This is a genomic window from Stenotrophomonas maltophilia R551-3, assembly GCF_000020665.1.
In the GTDB taxonomy this organism is placed as follows: Bacteria; Pseudomonadota; Gammaproteobacteria; order Xanthomonadales; family Xanthomonadaceae; genus Stenotrophomonas; species Stenotrophomonas maltophilia_L.
Map to the genome: position 1 here is coordinate 955,659 of NC_011071.1, position 15,933 is coordinate 971,591.

Annotated in this window: 15 protein-coding genes and 6 tRNA genes; 16 read left to right on the top strand and 5 right to left on the bottom strand. The window is 65.7% G+C overall.

All coding sequences use genetic code 11. The features are described 5' to 3' along the window. Nucleotides 1-4: 4 nt before the first annotated feature. The 3 genes from phoR to SMAL_RS04205 all read right to left on the bottom strand — a co-directional run bounded on the left by phoR (nt 5) and on the right by SMAL_RS04205 (nt 3,895). Nucleotides 5-1,336, bottom strand: coding sequence for a phosphate regulon sensor histidine kinase PhoR (phoR, locus tag SMAL_RS04195; RefSeq protein ID WP_004146019.1), 1,332 nt, complete (start codon nt 1,334-1,336; stop codon nt 5-7). 106 nt (nt 1,337-1,442) lie between these two features. Further along, on the bottom strand, nt 1,443-2,132 hold the full coding sequence (phoB, locus tag SMAL_RS04200) for a phosphate regulon transcriptional regulator PhoB (RefSeq protein ID WP_004146035.1): 690 nt from the start codon (nt 2,130-2,132) through the stop codon (nt 1,443-1,445). A gap of 116 nt (nt 2,133-2,248) precedes the next feature. Beyond that, nucleotides 2,249-3,895, bottom strand: a complete 1,647-nt coding sequence (locus SMAL_RS04205; protein ID WP_041864474.1) for a M48 family metalloprotease — start codon at nt 3,893-3,895, stop codon at nt 2,249-2,251. A gap of 142 nt (nt 3,896-4,037) precedes the next feature. On the opposite strand from SMAL_RS04205, the gene grxC reads away from it, so the two are divergent. From grxC to SMAL_RS04235, 6 genes are all read left to right on the top strand, one after another. After that, nucleotides 4,038-4,328 carry a glutaredoxin 3 gene (gene grxC, locus SMAL_RS04210; protein WP_004146039.1) on the top strand — a complete coding sequence of 97 codons (291 nt, stop codon included), beginning with the start codon at nt 4,038-4,040 and terminating at the stop codon, nt 4,326-4,328. Next, nucleotides 4,325-4,717 (top strand): carboxymuconolactone decarboxylase family protein, encoded by a 393-nt coding sequence (locus tag SMAL_RS04215; RefSeq protein ID WP_004146041.1) that lies wholly within the window; start codon nt 4,325-4,327, stop codon nt 4,715-4,717. Before grxC ends, SMAL_RS04215 begins: the two co-directional genes overlap by 4 nt. Nucleotides 4,718-5,074: 357 nt before the next feature. Continuing rightward, nucleotides 5,075-6,079, top strand: coding sequence for an isocitrate dehydrogenase (locus SMAL_RS04220; protein WP_012510187.1), 1,005 nt, complete (start codon nt 5,075-5,077; stop codon nt 6,077-6,079). 259 nt (nt 6,080-6,338) lie between these two features. Beyond that, nucleotides 6,339-7,073: a cysteine hydrolase family protein gene (locus SMAL_RS04225; protein ID WP_012510188.1), complete on the top strand. Its 735-nt coding sequence runs from the start codon at nt 6,339-6,341 to the stop codon at nt 7,071-7,073. A gap of 83 nt (nt 7,074-7,156) precedes the next feature. Next, the gene (locus tag SMAL_RS04230) at nt 7,157-8,065 is read left to right on the top strand and encodes a LysR family transcriptional regulator (protein WP_004146204.1); all 909 of its coding nucleotides are present in this window, start codon (nt 7,157-7,159) and stop codon (nt 8,063-8,065) included. A 25-nt stretch (nt 8,066-8,090) separates the two neighbouring features. After that, nucleotides 8,091-8,852 carry a sulfite exporter TauE/SafE family protein gene (locus tag SMAL_RS04235; protein WP_012510189.1) on the top strand — a complete coding sequence of 254 codons (762 nt, stop codon included), beginning with the start codon at nt 8,091-8,093 and terminating at the stop codon, nt 8,850-8,852. Between the two features lie 3 nt (nt 8,853-8,855). On the opposite strand, the gene SMAL_RS04240 is transcribed toward SMAL_RS04235, so the two are convergent. Next, nucleotides 8,856-9,476 (bottom strand): flavin reductase family protein, encoded by a 621-nt coding sequence (locus SMAL_RS04240; RefSeq protein WP_012510190.1) that lies wholly within the window; start codon nt 9,474-9,476, stop codon nt 8,856-8,858. Nucleotides 9,477-9,630: 154 nt separating this feature from the next. Next, nucleotides 9,631-10,389: a Bax inhibitor-1/YccA family protein gene (locus tag SMAL_RS04245; protein ID WP_012510191.1), complete on the bottom strand. Its 759-nt coding sequence runs from the start codon at nt 10,387-10,389 to the stop codon at nt 9,631-9,633. Between the two features lie 180 nt (nt 10,390-10,569). On the opposite strand from SMAL_RS04245, the gene SMAL_RS04250 reads away from it, so the two are divergent. The 10 genes from SMAL_RS04250 to clpX all read left to right on the top strand — a co-directional run bounded on the left by SMAL_RS04250 (nt 10,570) and on the right by clpX (nt 15,862). Beyond that, nucleotides 10,570-10,646: transfer RNA gene (locus SMAL_RS04250), tRNA-Pro, on the top strand. A gap of 38 nt (nt 10,647-10,684) precedes the next feature. Then, a tRNA-Arg gene (locus SMAL_RS04255) sits at nt 10,685-10,761 on the top strand. Nucleotides 10,762-10,935: 174 nt separating this feature from the next. After that, a tRNA-His gene (locus SMAL_RS04260) sits at nt 10,936-11,012 on the top strand. Between the two features lie 79 nt (nt 11,013-11,091). Then, nucleotides 11,092-11,167, top strand: a tRNA-Lys gene (locus SMAL_RS04265). 197 nt (nt 11,168-11,364) lie between these two features. Then, nucleotides 11,365-11,440: transfer RNA gene (locus SMAL_RS04270), tRNA-Lys, on the top strand. Between the two features lie 225 nt (nt 11,441-11,665). Beyond that, complete coding sequence (locus tag SMAL_RS04275; protein WP_012510192.1) at nt 11,666-12,034, top strand: hypothetical protein; 369 nt, start codon at nt 11,666-11,668, stop codon at nt 12,032-12,034. A 139-nt stretch (nt 12,035-12,173) separates the two neighbouring features. After that, nucleotides 12,174-12,258, top strand: a tRNA-Leu gene (locus SMAL_RS04280). 189 nt (nt 12,259-12,447) lie between these two features. Beyond that, nucleotides 12,448-13,743, top strand: coding sequence for a trigger factor (tig, locus tag SMAL_RS04285; protein ID WP_012510193.1), 1,296 nt, complete (start codon nt 12,448-12,450; stop codon nt 13,741-13,743). 76 nt (nt 13,744-13,819) lie between these two features. Beyond that, complete coding sequence (gene clpP, locus SMAL_RS04290) at nt 13,820-14,446, top strand: ATP-dependent Clp endopeptidase proteolytic subunit ClpP (protein ID WP_004146318.1); 627 nt, start codon at nt 13,820-13,822, stop codon at nt 14,444-14,446. Between the two features lie 126 nt (nt 14,447-14,572). Next, nucleotides 14,573-15,862, top strand: coding sequence for an ATP-dependent Clp protease ATP-binding subunit ClpX (gene clpX, locus SMAL_RS04295; protein WP_004146319.1), 1,290 nt, complete (start codon nt 14,573-14,575; stop codon nt 15,860-15,862). Nucleotides 15,863-15,933: the final 71 nt, after the last annotated feature.

A 15,933-nucleotide genomic window follows, 5' to 3' on the forward strand; every position in this document is an offset into this window, starting at 1 on the left:
GGCGTCATTCTTCGATGGAGGTCAGGGGGGCGGACTCGCGCGGGCGCACGTGGTCGGCATCGAAATGGCAGGAGAACACCGAGCCCTTGCCGACTTCGCTTTCAATCTCCAGCCGTGCGTGATGCAGGCCGAGGATGTGCTTGACGATGGACAGGCCCAGGCCGGTACCACCGCTCTCGCGCGAACGGCTGCTGGAGACACGGTAGAAACGTTCGGTCAGGCGCGGCAGATGGTTGGCCGGGATGCCATAGCCGGAGTCGCGTACCGCCAGCACCGCGCCATCGCCTTCGCGACGGAACTCGACCGCGATGCGGCCCTCGGCCGGGGTGTAGCGCACCGCATTGGTGACCAGGTTGGAGAACGCACTGTGCAGTTCCTTGGTCGAGCCCTGCAGGTCGACGCCGGCGAGGTCGTCGATGCTGATCTGGTGGCGGCCCTGGCTGTGCGCTTCGGCCTCGCGGCGCAGCGTCGCCAGCATCGGCTGCATCGCCACGGTCTCTTCCTCGCTGTGCTCCTGCGATTCCAGCCGTGACAGGGTCAGCAGGTCTTCCACCAGCTGGGCCATGCGCTGGCTCTGCTTGCGCATCTCTTCCAGCATCGGTCCGGTTCCCGGGAAGTCTTCCGGGTCCATCATGTCCAGGTAGCCGTGGACCACGGTGAGTGGCGTGCGCAGCTCATGTGAAACGTTGGCCACGAAATCGCGGCGCACCTGTTCCAGGCGCAGCAGCTTGCTGACGTCGCGGGCGATCAGCAGCCAGTAGTCCGACGAATAGGGAATCAGGCGCAGGTTGAGGCGGATTGCAGGGTCGACCGGCGAGGGCACGTCCAGGATCGGTTCGGCGTTGCGGCCGCCGGCCAGCCAGTGCGCCAGCGGCATCGGCTGCAGGCGCTCGACCAGTGCCTCGCCGAGATCGCCGGGGTGATGCAGGCCGAGCAGGGCGGTGGCTGCCTCGTTGAACCACTGCACGCGCTGGCTGTTGCGATCCAGCACCACCACCGCATCGGGAAGTGCGGCGGCCGCGGCGCGATAACTGCGCAGCATGTCCAGCAGGCGGCGCTTGCGCACGCGCATCTCCACCTGGTTGCGGTACAGCAGGCGGTCCAACTCGTTCCAGACGCCGGTGCCTTCTTCGGCGGTATCCCAGCGCTGGCGCGCGGTCAGCCGGCGCAGCACGCTGCGCAGCCGCCAGTAATGCCAGGTGAGGGTCGCCAGTGCGCCCAGTGCGATGCACAACCACAGATGACCCGTGAACCACCCCACCAGTCCGGAGAACAGCAGTACCGCGGCGACAGTGGCCAGGGTCTTCAACCAGGCAGAGCGGATGTGGCGGGGCATTGCGATCTCGTCGTTGAGGTGCGGCGGTTCACTGGGGTGAACCGAGGGTTATAGCAGAGTTGCCGGCGCCGGCACCCGCGGGTGCGCGGTGCCGGCACGACGAGACTCAGGTGGAGGTGGAGAAGCGGTAGCCGGCGCCGCGCACGGTCTGCACCATGTTCTCGGCGTTGAACGGTTCCAGCGTCTTGCGCAGGCGGCGGATGTGCACGTCGATGGTGCGTTCTTCCACGTACACGCTGCCGCCCCACACATGGTCCAGCAGCTGGGCGCGGGTGTAGACGCGCTCCGGGTGGGTCATGAAGAAGTGCAGCAGGCGGTATTCGGTCGGGCCGATCGGCACCGGCTGGTCGTTGGCGAACACGCGGTGGGCGGCGCCGTCGATGCGGATCGGGCCAACCGCAACGCTGCCGTCCTCGTCGTCCTCGCGGGCACGGCGCATGACCGCGCGGATGCGGGCCAGCAGTTCGCGCGCCGAGAACGGCTTGACCACGTAGTCGTCAACGCCGGCTTCGAGGCCACCGACGCGGTCGTTCTCTTCGCCGCGTGCGGTCAGCATGATGATCGGCACTTCGCGGGTCAGGGTTTCCTTGCGCCAACGGCGGGCAAGGTCCAGGCCGCTGGTGCCGGGCAGCATCCAGTCCAGCAGGATCAGGTCCGGAACGCGGTCGGCGATCGCGGTCTGGGCCTCGCGGGCGTCGCCGGCGTGGACCGGTTCGTAATCGCCCTTGCGAAGGGCGAAGGCGACCATTTCACGGATCGCGGGCTCGTCGTCGACGATCAGGATGCGTTTCTGCACGAGGACACCGTAGGGCTCGGTTACTGGAGTGGTGCCAGTAGACTACGGTTTGATGACATGTTTGTGACAAACCGGCCGGAACCCGCGCGGATTGCCATCGGCCGGTCATGCAGCGCTCAGCGGCGGTCCAGGTCCGGGTCCTGCACGCCCTGCCGGCGTAGTTCCAGCACGGTGGGGGTGATCGCCTCGATGCGAGCGTCCACCCGGGCCCGGCCCACATAGTCCAGCGCCGGATTGCGCTTGAGCGCCTGCAGCTGCATCAGCGACTGTTCCGGGCGGCCGCTGAGGAACGCCGCCTCGGCATAGGCCTCGCTGGCCCGCACGCTGTCACCAGCCAGTTCGCTGGCGCGGGCATAACGCTGCTGGAAGACCGGATCGTTACCACTTTGCGACAGCAGGGGGCGCAGCATGGCCTGCGCGCGCTGGCCGGCCTCGCGGTTGCCCTGTTCGTTCAGGATTTCGGCATACGTCAGCGCCACCGGGCGGCTGCTGGGGTGCTCACGCAGCAGCTGCTCGAAGCGGCTGTTGGCCTGGGCGGCCTGCCCGGCACGCAGTTCGGCCTCCCCCAGGGCCAGTGCCAGCCACAGGTTGTCCCGGCGGGTCTGCAGCAGGCCCGCCAGCGTCTGCCGGGCCTGCGTGGCGCCGTTGCGACCGCTCCGCATCATGGCCAGGGCCTGGCCATAGCGCTGGGCGTCGTTGAGACCGTCCTTCTGGCGCTTGGCCATGTCCGCATACTCGCGCTCCAGCTCGGCGGTGGAATCCGCGCTGAGCACGCGCAGGCGCTCGCGTGCCCAATCGAAGTCGCCGCTGGCGCCACGGCTGAGCTGGCCCATCGGAATACGCAGCACGCTGCTGGGCAGCAACGGGTTGTTTCCACGCAGCAGCGGTTCGGCCAGGCTGGGGTCTGCCGGGTCCACCCGTTCCTTGCGCTCACCGCTGGGGGTGCTGGTGGTCAGTAGCACCGTGTCCTTCTTCATCTGGTCGGCGCGGGCCTTGGCTTCGCTGATGCGGGTGATGTTGACCGGGTGCGTGCGCAGGAACTCGGGGACGCTGTAGCCGCCCTCGTTGCCGCGCATCGCCGCCGACATCCGCTCGAAGAAGCCGGCCATCGCATCCACGTCGTAGCCGCTGCGCGCCAGCGTGCGGATGCCGAGGCGGTCGGCCTCGGACTCGTTGGAGCGGGTGTAGTTGATCTGGCGTTGCTGCATCAGGCCCATGCCCGAGCTGATCGCGGCCATGGTTGCGTTGCCCGAGGAGGTGCTGTTGCTGGCCTGGGCGGCCACCACGGCTGCCAGCATGCCGAGCAGGATCGGAATCTGGTCGCGCTGGGCGCGCTCGACCCCGCGCAGCACGTGCTGCTGGGTGACGTGGGCGATTTCGTGCGACAGCACGGCGGCCACTTCGTCCTCGCGTTCGGCGGTCAGCACCAGGCCGGCATTGACCCCGATGTAGCCGCCCAAGGTGGCGAAGGCATTGATCTGCCGGTCCTTCATCACGAAGAAGGTGTAGGGCTGGCGTGGCTGGTCACTGTTGGAGCCGAGCCGGGTACCCATGGTCTGCAGCCAGTCGTTGACCAGCGGGTCATCCAGCAGGTAGCCGTAGTTGCGCAGCTCGCGCAGCATCATCGCGCCGTACTCGGCCTGGCGGGCCGGGGTCAGCAGCTCGCCGGCCGAGGAGCCGATGTCGGGCAGCTTCTCCTGGGCCTGGGCCAACGGCATGGCCAGGGCCAGGGTGACGGCGGTAGTCAGCAGCAGGGCTCGCAAGCAGAGGGTCCTCGGGCAGGGCGTGCCAAGCGTGGCAGGGCGGGGGGCAACCATTCGTTAATCCACAGTGTTGCGGCCGTGGCGTGGAAATTCCAGCGCACCGGTACCATATGTAGACCGTCGATCCATCGTGGAGTTTCCCGTGACAGCCCAGACCGCCGGCGGTGCCCCCGCCATCACCATCTATTCCACCGCCGTCTGCCCGTACTGCGTGGCCGCCAAGAACTTCCTGAAGAGCAAGGGCCAGCAATGGACCGAGGTCCGCATCGACCTGGACCCGGTCGAGCGCGAGAAGATGATGGCCAGGACCCGCCGTACCAGCGTGCCGCAGATCTTCGTCGGCGACGTCCACGTGGGCGGCTACGACGACATGATGGCCCTGCACCGTGAAGGCAAGCTCGAGCCACTGCTGGCCGGGCAGGGCCAGGCATGAGCGCGGCCGACGACGGCAGCAAGGACCGCATCGCCGAGTTCACCGATTTCCGCAAGCGCATGAACGAGCGCATCCTGGGCGAGCCGAACCAGGTGGTGCGGCGCTTCTTCGCGCTGGACACGCAGACCTACCAGGCCGGCGCGCTGGACGTGAAGACCAAGGAGCTGCTGGGACTGGTGGCCTCGATGGTTCTGCGCTGCGACGACTGCATCAGCTACCACGTGGCCCAGTGCAAGGACGCCGGGGTGACCCGCGAAGAGTTCTTCGAGACCTTCTCGGTCGGGCTGGTGGTCGGCGGTTCCATCGTCATCCCGCACCTGCGCCGCGCGGTCGACTTCCTCGACCAGCTCGAAGGCGGCGCCGCCGCCCCCGAAGCGCACGCGCACTGAACCTGGCGGGCTCCGGGAACCGGGCCCTGTGGCCCTCCCGGTAGTGCCGGCCGCTGGCCGGCATCCCGTTAACCCGACATGGTCGAGGTTGCCGGCCAGCGGCCGGCACCACCGGACGTGCGAGGCGCCCTCCCCGCGATCCAACAGCCCAGGAGCCCCTTCTTGTTGAAGGGGCGCGCCGACAGGCGGGGGTAGAGGAGGAATGCGCGGGCAATTATGCCTTTGCCGGGGTCAGGACCATGGTCTACTTGGGTAGCCGGGCCCGGCTAAGGCATAATTGCGGGTGAAACTTCCTTTGCGCCGGCGTTTCCGGGCACGTCCGGACGGCGTTTTTCCCCCTGTTCGGAACATCGATCAATGACGCAGAAAATTACGGTCATCCGCGGCGACGGCATTGGCCCGGAAATCATGGACGCTACCCTGTTCGTGCTCGACCAGCTCAAGACTGGCCTGGAGTACGAAGACGCCGACGCCGGCCTGGTGGCCCTGGAAAAGCACGGCGACCTGATGCCGGCGGTGACCCTGGAATCGATCGCGCGCAACAAGGTCGCGCTGAAGAGCCCGCTGACCACCCCGGTCGGTGGTGGCTTCACCTCGATCAACGTCAGCCTGCGTCGCCACTTCGACCTGTACGCCAATGTGCGTCCGGCCCACACCTTCCCGAACACCAAGTCGCGTTTCGACAACGTCGACCTGATCACCGTTCGCGAGAACACCGAAGGCGCCTACCTGGCCGAAGGCCAGGAAGTGTCGGCCGACGGCGAGACCGCCTTCTCCGGCACCCGCATCACCCGCAAGGGCTCCGAGCGCATCGTGCGCTACGCCTTCGAGCTGGCCCGCAGTGTCGGCCGCAAGAAGGTCACCGCGGTGCACAAGGCCAACATCATCAAGTCGACCTCGGGCCTGTTCCTGAATGTCGCCCGTGAAGTGGCCGCACAGTACCCGGACATCGAGTTCCAGGAAATGATCGTCGACAACTGCTGCATGCAGCTGGTGATGCGTCCGGAACAGTTCGACGTGATCGTCACCACCAACTTGTTCGGCGACATCATCTCCGACCTGTGCGCCGGTCTGGTGGGCGGCCTGGGCCTGGCCCCGGGTGCCAACATCGGCAAGGACGCGGCGATCTTCGAGGCCGTGCACGGCACCGCGCCGGACATCGCCGGCCAGGGCAAGGCCAATCCGTGCGCGCTGCTGCTGGCAGCGGCACAGATGCTGGACCATGTCGGCCAGCCGGAAAACGCCGAGCGCCTGCGCAAGGCCATCGTGGCCACCATGGAAGCCAAGGATTCGCTGACCGGCGACCTGGGCGGCAGCGGCACCACCATGAGCTTCGCCAAGGCCATCGCTACCCGCCTGTAAGCGGCCGCCAGACCTCGGTTGGATCCACAGCGGGGCGCCTTCGGGCGCCCCGCTGCGTTTGGACGCCTGTGTAGCGTCGAGCCATGCTCGACTGCTCTTTCAGGGGCCCCAGACGAAAGGCAAAAGCAGTCGAGCATGGCTCGACTCTACAATGCCAGTCTGTGCAAGATTCGCACAGATGATGTGCTTTTACATGGCTGGTTCGTGCGCCATTCGCTCTGCATCATGTGCCCGCTTTCCACCGCACAGGAGCTTGAACATGAACCTCACCGCCTTTGGTCTGGCCAGCCTGATCGGCATGGCCGCCGCTACCCCCGTCACCGCTGCCGAACCTGCCCATCCCACCATCCGCCACATGGCTGGCGCGCCTGTTGCGGCTTCGCTGGATGCGGCGAAGACCGCCGTGCTGGTGATCGACTTCCAGAACGAGTACTTCGACGGCAACGCTGCTCCGGGCTTTGCCGGTGGCCGCATGGTCATCCCCGATGGCGTGGCCGCGCTGCGGCAGGCGAAGCGGGTGGTCGAGTTCGCCGATGCCCACGGCATCCGCGTCATCCATGTGCAGCATGTGTTGCCGGCCGGCGCGCCGCTGTTCGCGCAGGGCAGCGTCAATGCCGCCTTCCATCGCGACCTGCAGCCGCGCAAGGGTGAGACCGTGGTGCAGAAGGACAACGTCAGCGTGTTCGCTGGCAACTCGGCCGCCGTGCTCGACAAGGTACTGAAGGATGCGGGCATCGACACCTTGATCGTCACTGGCCTGCAGACCCATGCCTGCGTGGCCGGTGCCGCCCGCGATGCCGCAGCCGCACCGCGTGGTTACCGGGTGATCGTGGCATCCGATGCAACTGCCAGTCGCGATCTGGACCTGGCCGGTGGCCAGCGCATCGATCATCGCGCGCTGCATGAGGCCTCGCTGGCGCAGATCGAAGACACCTTCGGTGATGTCCTGAGCACCGATGCGATCCTGGCCTTGCCGGTGGTAGCCGGCAAGTAAGCCGCACGCCGCTGTTGCGAAGCCGCTTGATAAGCTGGCGGGGCCCGCATGCCGCGGGCCCCGCCACCTGGAGCTGCCCGCCGATGGATCACTTCGCCGCCCTGCGTGCGCTGCGCGCCATCGTCGACGCGGGCAGTTTCACTGCTGCCGCTGAACGCCTGGGAACCACCCATTCGGCGATGTCGCGGCAACTGCGGCAGTTGGAAGAGCACCTGCAGGTTCGACTGCTCGATCGCAACAGTCGCCGGCTGTCACTGACCGAGGCCGGTCGCGATTACTACCGCGAGGCGGCAGCGCTGCTGGATCGCCTGCAGGAAGCCGACGATCGTGCGCGTGCCGGGCAGGCACAGCCCAGCGGCACGGTACGCATCAGCGTGCCGCAGGTCGTGGCCAGCCAGGAGTTGCCGCATTGGCTGCCGTCGTTCCTGCAGCGCTACCCGCAGGTGACGCTGGATCTTTCTGCCGACGACCAGCTGGTCGATGTGGTGGGCGGTGGTTTCGACCTGGCGCTGCGCATCGCGGCTTCGTTGCCGGACAGCCAGCTGGTCGCGCGCGAACTGGCCAGCTGCCCGCGCATCCTGGTCGCTGCACCGGCCTATCTGGCGCGGCACGGTCTACCCCGCCAGGCTTCGGATCTCGCGCAGCACACGCTGCTCGGCTTCAGCCCCACGCCGTCAATGCTGCCCTGGCAGCTGCAGGGGCCGCGCGGTGCCACCGCGAGCATCGAAGCGGGCCAACGGCTGCGCGTGGACGCTACGCCCGCGTTGTACGCCGCCGCGTTGGCCGGCATGGGCATCAGCCTGTTCACTGCGCTCACCGTGCAGGAAGACCTGCGCGCCGGTCGATTGATCCGCGTGCTGCCCGCCTGGCATGCCGGGCAGCGACACTACTTCGCGCTGTACCCGCATGCCAGGGCACTCGCCCCCAAGGTGCGTGCGCTGGTCGAGCACCTCGCCGCGCACTACGCTGCACAGGTTGGCGCGGCAGGCTAGCCGCGCAGCTGCAACCGAGGTGGTGATGGAGTCGGTGTATCTGCTGGTCGCGCTGGGCGCGATTGTCGCCGGATTCGTGCAGGGGCTGTCCGGCTTCGCCTTCGGCATGGTGGCGATGTCGTTCTGGGCATGGGGACTGGAGCCGCGATTGGCGGCCACGCTGTCGGTGTTCGGTGCACTGGTTGGCCAGCTGGTAGCGGTGTTCACCGTGCGCCGCGGCTTCAACCTGCGCCTGCTGCTGCCGTTCGTACTCGGTGGATTGGCTGGTATTCCGCTGGGCGTGATGGTGCTGCCGCAGCTCGATATGAACTGGTTCAAGGCGCTGCTGGGTGGCTTCCTGGCGCTGTGGTGCCCGGTGATGCTGATGGCGCGCTCGCTGCCGCCGATCACCGTCGGAGGCCGTTTCGGGGACGCGATCGCCGGCATGGCCGGTGGCGTGCTCAGTGGCATCGGTGGCTTTGCCGGCCCGGTACCGACGCTGTGGAGCACGCTGCGCGGCTTCGGCAAGGACGAGCAGCGCGCGGTCATCCAGAACTTCAATCTGGCGATGCTGGCGGTGACCATGGCCACCTACGTTGGCAGTGGTCTGGTAGACCGCCGGATGCTGCCGTACTTCGCCATCGTGGCACCGGCCATGCTGGTGCCCACGCTGCTGGGTGCGCGGGTCTACATCGGCATCAGCGAGGCGCGCTTCCGGCAGGTCGTGCTGGGCCTGCTCACCGCGTCAGGCATCGCGCTGCTGGCCTCGTCGCTTCCGGTGCTGCTGGCGCGCCCCGTTACCGGCTGAGGTTCAGGCCGGGCGGAACATGCGGAAGCGCTGTTCGGCGCCGATCCGGAAGTAATCGGCGGGGCCGCCACCGCGCAGGATGGGGGCCGCTGCCGCAGTGTCGTAGATGCCATCGACCAGCAGCCGTGCTTCGATATGCACTGCAACCACTTCACCCAGCACCAGCCAGCCGTTGGTGTCCTGACCGGCGGCATCGCGCAGGCGCACGATCTGGGTGCAGCGGCATTCCATGCTCACCGGGCTCTGTGCCACACGGGGCGGCGCTACCTGCGTGGACGCCAGCGGGGTCAGCCCGGCCAGGGCGAACTCATCGACCTCCGCCGCGACCGCGCGGCAGCTTTCGTTCATTGCCTCGGCCAGGTCGAAGGTGGCCAGGTTCCAGACGAATTCCCCCGTGGCTTCGATGTTGCGCAACGAGTCTTTGCGGCCCTGGCTGGAGAAGCCGATGATCGGAGGGGTGTAGTTGAAGGCGTTGAAGAAACTGTAGGGCGCCAGGTTCAGTGTGCCCTTGGCATTGCAGCTGGAAATCCAGCCGATCGGGCGCGGGCCGATGATGGCGTTGAATGGGTCGTGTGGCAGGCGATGGCCGTCGGCCGGGCGGTAGCTGTGGAAGGTGTCGGGCATGGGGGTGTTGTTCCGTAGAGTCGAGCTTGCTCGACTGGATCGGCATCCGTCGAGCAAGCTCGACTCTACCGCCTGAAACAGTCGAGCAGGCGCGACCCACAAAAAAGCCGCGACCCTCGCGGATCGCGGCTTGTCGTTTACGGCATGGGGTGACTCAGCGCTGCTGGATCTTCGACAGCAGGCGCAGGAACTCCACATACAGCCACACCAGGGTCACCATCAGGCCGAATGCGCCATACCACTCCATGTACTTCGGTGCACGCTGGGCGACACCGGTCTCGATGAAGTCGAAGTCCAGCACCAGGTTCAGCGCGGCCACGACTACCACGAACAGGCTGAAGGCGATGCCCAGCCAGCTGGAGTCGTGGATCACAGGCACGTTGATGTTGAAGAAGCCCAGCACGAACGAGGCCAGGTAGAGCAGGGCGATGCCGCCGGTCGCTGCGACCACGCCCATCTTGAAGTTCTCGGTGGCCTTGATCAGGCCGCTGCGATAAGCGAACAGCAGCGCGAACAGGGTGCCGAAAGTCAGCAGCACCGCCTGGAACACGATGCCCGGGAACTTGGCGTTGAACACCGCCGATATGGCGCCCAGGAACAGGCCTTCCACCAGCGCGTACATCGGTGCGGTGACCGGCGACCACTCCTTCTTGAACACGGTGATCAGCGCCAGCACCAGGCCGCCGATGGCGCCGCCCATGGCATACAGCTTGGCGCCGGCCATGACCTGGCCGTAATCATCGATGGTCTGGTTCCAGGCGAAGGCGGCGGTCAGCACGGTCAGCAGCAGCAGGAAGCCGGTCTTGTTGACGGTGCCGTTGAGGGTCATGGCCTGGTCGGGGCTGGTCACCACCGAGCCGCTGGCGAGGTCGAGGAAGGTGGACTCGGAAAGAGCCGGGTTGCCGCTGCGCATGCGCGTTCTCCGTGCGAATGAAGGTCAGGACGGCCATCCGGCCGATGGTCGCGAGCATAGCCGATGACTGCTTCCGGCGCTGTGGCAGGCGTCAGGCCTGCACATCCTGCGTTGACAGTTCGCGATGCGCTTGGCCACAATGACCAGCTCCCCGGGCCTGGCCCGAGGGGATTGCAAGACCGGGGTATAGCGCAGTCTGGTAGCGCGCCTGCTTTGGGAGCAGGATGTCGGGGGTTCGAATCCCTCTACCCCGACCAATCCCACGCCACGTCGGATTGGACACCGTTCGGTCTGGGCGCCCGTAGCTCAACTGGATAGAGCACCGGCCTTCTAAGCCGGCGGTTACAGGTTCGATTCCTGTCGGGCGCGCCATCGGCGAGGCACCGGGGTCGCATCTGCGGATGTGAAGAAGTGCTTGCAAAAGCCTGAAGTCTCCACCAGAATATCGGACTCGCTTCGGCGGACCGGAACTTCGGTGACAGTCCCCAGGCAGACGTTTGAAGCACCAGCGCCAGTTGCACCGGCGCGGGAGCAAAAGTTTCAGTGGTGGCTGTAGCTCAGTTGGTTAGAGTACCGGATTGTGATTCCGGTGGTCGGGGGTTCGAATCCCCTCAGCCACCCCACTGATTCAACCGCATCGGCGCAGCCGACACGGTATTGCAATAAACAGAAGGCACGTTACAATGTGCGTCTGAGTTTCACGGGCCGTTAGCTCAGTTGGTAGAGCAGTTGACTCTTAATCAATAGGTCCAAGGTTCGAATCCTTGACGGCCCACCAAGACAGAAGCCATCTGGCATGCCAGGTGGCTTTTTTCTTATAAGTGTGACCCCTTCGATTCGACGGCGGACATGCTGCGAAAGCCCGGCTGGTGCGGGTCTTCTGCGGGAGCGGGATCGCAGTGCTGCTTTCAACGGCGTTGAAAAAAGTGCTTGCGCCCACCGAGCGGATCGGGTCATAATTCGCGCCCCGATTTCGGGCTGTTAGCTCAGTTGGTAGAGCAGTTGACTCTTAATCAATAGGTCCAAGGTTCGAATCCTTGACAGCCCACCAGACGAAAGCCACTTGGTCCGCCAAGTGGCTTTTTTCTTGCCTGTGCGCCGGGCCGGGCTGCGCTTCATCCACGCATGGCGTGGATCTACTGAAGCGGTGCTGAAATCAGGGGCATACGCGTCATCGGTGTTTTCAATGCTGTGCGCTGCTTCTCACCGCGGCGTGTCCTGTATCGCTCCCAATGGATCTTCCGCGCCGATGGCGCATGCACGAAGGAAGATGTTGATGGCCGCTATCAATCGACTGCGCCTGATGGTGTTGTGCCCGCTTGCGCTGGGGGCGTTGACCGCCTGTACGCCGGACGGTGATCCGGCGCAGACCGTCGAGCGTGATGCTGATGCTCAGAGTGTTCCAGCACAGCAGGCCGGCGACGCCATGCAGATGCAGCCGGCGCGACCGGCGGAGGCGGAAGTCCTGCCCGAAGCGGTGGACGTGCAGCGCAACGCGGACGGCTCGGTGGATGTCCGCAAGGCTGAGCCGGCAGCGGTGGCCCTGCGTCGCACCGCCGACGGCGGCGTGGAGATCCGCAAGGTGGATGCGGCGGCGGGCGCCAGTGCCGAGGCCGCACCGGCCCGCGCCGAACCGCAACACTGAGGCGTCGACGTCGCGGGCGGCAAAGCGCCGTCCGCGGCGGCCGCCAGATCCGCTTCAGCTTTGGAGCGGTGGATTCAGCTTTGTGCAGGCCTTTCGCTCATCGCTCCCGCCTGCGACAATGAGCCCCTGTGCCGGCCACGCGAAAGTGGCGGAATTGGTAGACGCCCTGGATTTAGGTTCCAGTGTCGCAAGGCGTGGGGGTTCGAGTCCCCCCTTTCGCACCAGTGCCGGCCTGTCCCCGCCCTGATTGGGCCATCTGCGCCCCCTTGACCGGCACGCGCTGGCAGTGCAGGCCAAATTGGGCGAAACTAAAGGGCTGCGGCAAGCAGGCGCGTCCCAGACGTCGTGTCCTTACAACCGTTTCATCCCAATCATCGAGCCGGGGGCCTGGGCCACCGGTGGCAGGAGTCAACATGCAAGCTTCGATCGAATCCACCGGCAACCTGGAACGCCGCCTGAGCTTCTCGCTGCCGGAAGACCGTCTGCAGAGCCACATCGTCGGCCGCCTGGGCGAAATCGCCCGTACCACCCGCATCAAGGGTTTCCGTCCGGGCAAGGTGCCGGCCAAGGTGATCGAGCAGCGCTTCGGCGCGCAGGTCCGTGGTGAGGCGCTGGATGGCCTGCTGCGCGAAACCTTCGATGCGGCCGTGCGCGAGCACGACCTGCGCATCGTCGGCAGCCCGCGCATCGACAAGGGCGAGGAGGGTGAGTTCTCCTTCGTGGCCACCGTCGAAGTGGTGCCGGACTTCGGCGATATCGACGTCAGCAAGCTGACCGTCGTGCGCCACAGCGCCGAGATCAGCGATGCCGACATCGACCAGATGATCGAGAACCTGCAGAACCAGCGTCGTACCTGGGCCCCGGTCAGCCGTGGCGCGCAGGATGGCGACCTGGTCGCGGTGGAAACCTGGTCGCAGGCCGGCGAAGAGCGCCTGCCGGCCGAAGGCACCGAGAAGGGTTCGATCGTGCTCGGCCAGGGCATGATGTTCGAGACCATCGAGAAGGGTCTGGTCGGCCTGGCCAAGGGTGAAGAGAAGACCCTGGATGTCGAGTTCCCGGCTGACTGGCGCGTGCCGGTGCTGGCCGGCAAGACCGTGCAGGTCACCGTGAAGGTTGCCGAAGTGTCCGAGCCGGTCGTGCCGGCGGTCGACGAAGCCTTCATCAAGAGCTTCGGCGTGAAGGGCGGCGACGTCGAGCAGTTCCGTAGCGACATCCGCGCCAACCTCGAGCGCGAGCTGAAGGGTGCGCTGATGAACCGCCTGCGCCGCGAAGTGGGCGAGCAGCTGATCGCGGCCTACGCCTCGGTGGAAATGCCGCCGCGCCTGGTCGAGAACGAAGCCCGCGCCATGCTGGCCCAGCAGGTCGAGCAGATCCGCCGCAACGGCCAGAATGTTGGTGAGATTCCGGCCGATGCCCATGAAGGCTTCAAGGACGCTGCTGCCAAGCGCGTGCTGGTCGGCCTGCTGGTCGGCGAAGTGGCCCGCGTCAACGACCTGCGCCTGGAAGCCAAGCGCCTGAACGAAACGATGCGCCTGATCGCCTCGACCTACGAAGAGCCGGAGCAGGTCATTGAGATGTACCGCAATGACCCCCAGCTGATGTCTGGCCTGCAGAACCGCGTGATGGAAGAGCAGGTGATCGACTGGATCGCCGAGCGTGCCCAGCACACCGAAGAGAAGCTGTCGTTCCAGGACGCGATCCGCCAGTAAGCCGGGGCGGATCACCGGATGCCCCGCGCCTGTCCCGGCGCGGGGTTGTTTTCCCCCAAGATAGGTACCTCACGTAATGGACAACCGAACCAAAGCCCTGAACCTGGTTCCGATGGTGGTCGAGCAGACCAGCCGCGGCGAGCGTGCCTACGACATCTATTCGCGCCTGTTGAAGGAGCGCCTGATCTTCCTGGTGGGCCCGATCGACGATCACATGGCCAACGTGGTGGTGGCGCAGTTGCTGTTCCTGGAATCGGAAAACCCGGAAAAGGACATCAACATCTACATCAACTCGCCGGGTGGCGTGGTCACCGCCGGCATGGCGATCTACGACACCATGCAGTACATCAAGCCGAATGTGAGCACCACCTGCATCGGTCAGGCCGCCTCGATGGGCGCCCTGCTGCTGGCAGCGGGCGAAGCTGGCAAGCGCTATGCGCTGCCGAATTCGCGCGTGATGATCCACCAGCCGCTGGGTGGCTATCAGGGCCAGGCCACCGACATCGACATCCACGCGCGTGAGATCCTGACCCTGCGTTCGCGCCTGAACGAAGTGTTGGCCAAGCACACCGGCCAGTCGCTGGAGACGATCGCCCGCGACACCGAGCGCGACAACTTCAAGAGCGCGTTCGAGGCACAGGCCTATGGTCTGGTCGACCAGGTCCTGGAGCGTCGTCCGGATGAGTCGATCCAGGCCGGCTGAGCCATCATCACGGGGCCCTGGAGGCCCCGTTCCTGCAGGGTCGGGCGGGACTGGTGTCCCTCCGGCCCTGTGCTATTCTCGAATCGAACCCCCGTTCAGCGGGTGGGGTAACTGGGTAAGCGAAGCATGAGCGAAGACCGCCAAGGTCGTTCCACGGACACCGGCAAGATCCTCTACTGCTCTTTCTGCGGCAAGAGCCAGCATGAAGTGCGCAAGCTGATTGCGGGTCCGAGCGTGTTCATCTGCGATGAATGCGTGGAGCTGTGCAACGACATCATCCGTGAGGAACTTGAGGAAAAGGCGCAGTCGGCGCGCAGCTCGCTGCCCAAGCCGCGCGAGATCCTCGAGGTCCTCGACCAGTACGTGATTGGCCAGAACCGTGCCAAGCGCACCTTGGCCGTGGCCGTGTACAACCACTACAAGCGCATCGAGAGCCGGCAGAAGAACGACGAGGTCGAACTGGCCAAGTCGAACATCCTGCTGGTCGGCCCGACCGGTTCGGGCAAGACGCTGCTGGCCGAGACCCTGGCCCGCCTGCTCAACGTGCCGTTCACCATGGCCGACGCCACCACGCTGACCGAAGCCGGTTACGTGGGCGAGGACGTGGAGAACATCATCCAGAAGCTGCTGCAGAAGTGCGACTACGACGTCGAGAAGGCGCAGCAGGGCATCGTCTACATCGATGAAATCGACAAGATCTCGCGCAAGAGCGAGAACCCGTCGATCACCCGCGATGTGTCCGGCGAAGGCGTGCAGCAGGCCCTGCTGAAGCTGATCGAAGGCACCGTGGCCAGCGTTCCGCCGCAGGGCGGCCGCAAGCACCCGCAGCAGGAATTCCTGCAGGTGGACACCAAGAACATCCTGTTCATCTGCGGCGGCGCGTTCGCCGGGCTGGACAAGGTGATCCAGGCCCGTTCCACCGACGTCGGCAGCATCGGCTTCGGCGCCAAGGTGAAGAGCGCCGAGCGCAAGCAGGAAGTGGGCAAGGTGCTGGCTGAAGTCGAGCCGGAAGACCTGATCAAGTTCGGCCTGATCCCCGAGTTCGTCGGCCGCCTGCCGGTGGTGGCAACCCTGGAGGAGCTGGACGAGCCGGCCCTGATCAAGATCCTGACCGAGCCGAAGAACGCCATCACCAAGCAGTTCAAGAAGCTGTTCGAGATGGAGAACGTCGAGCTGGAGTTCCGTCCGGACGCGCTGTCGGCCATTGCCAGGAAGGCGCTCAAGCGCAAGACCGGCGCCCGTGGCCTGCGCACCATCGTCGAATCGGTCCTGCTGGACACCATGTACGACCTGCCGTCGCAGGAAAACGTCAGCAAGGTGGTGGTGGACGAGTCGGTGATCGAGCACAAGTCCGAGCCGTACCTGATCTACCAGACCCCGGCGGCCCCTGAACAGAAAGCCGCAGGCGCCGAGTGATCCTTTCAAGTTTTTGATTTGAAAGGATTTTAAACGAACGCCTTGCATCTGAAAGCCGATGGCCCCATAAC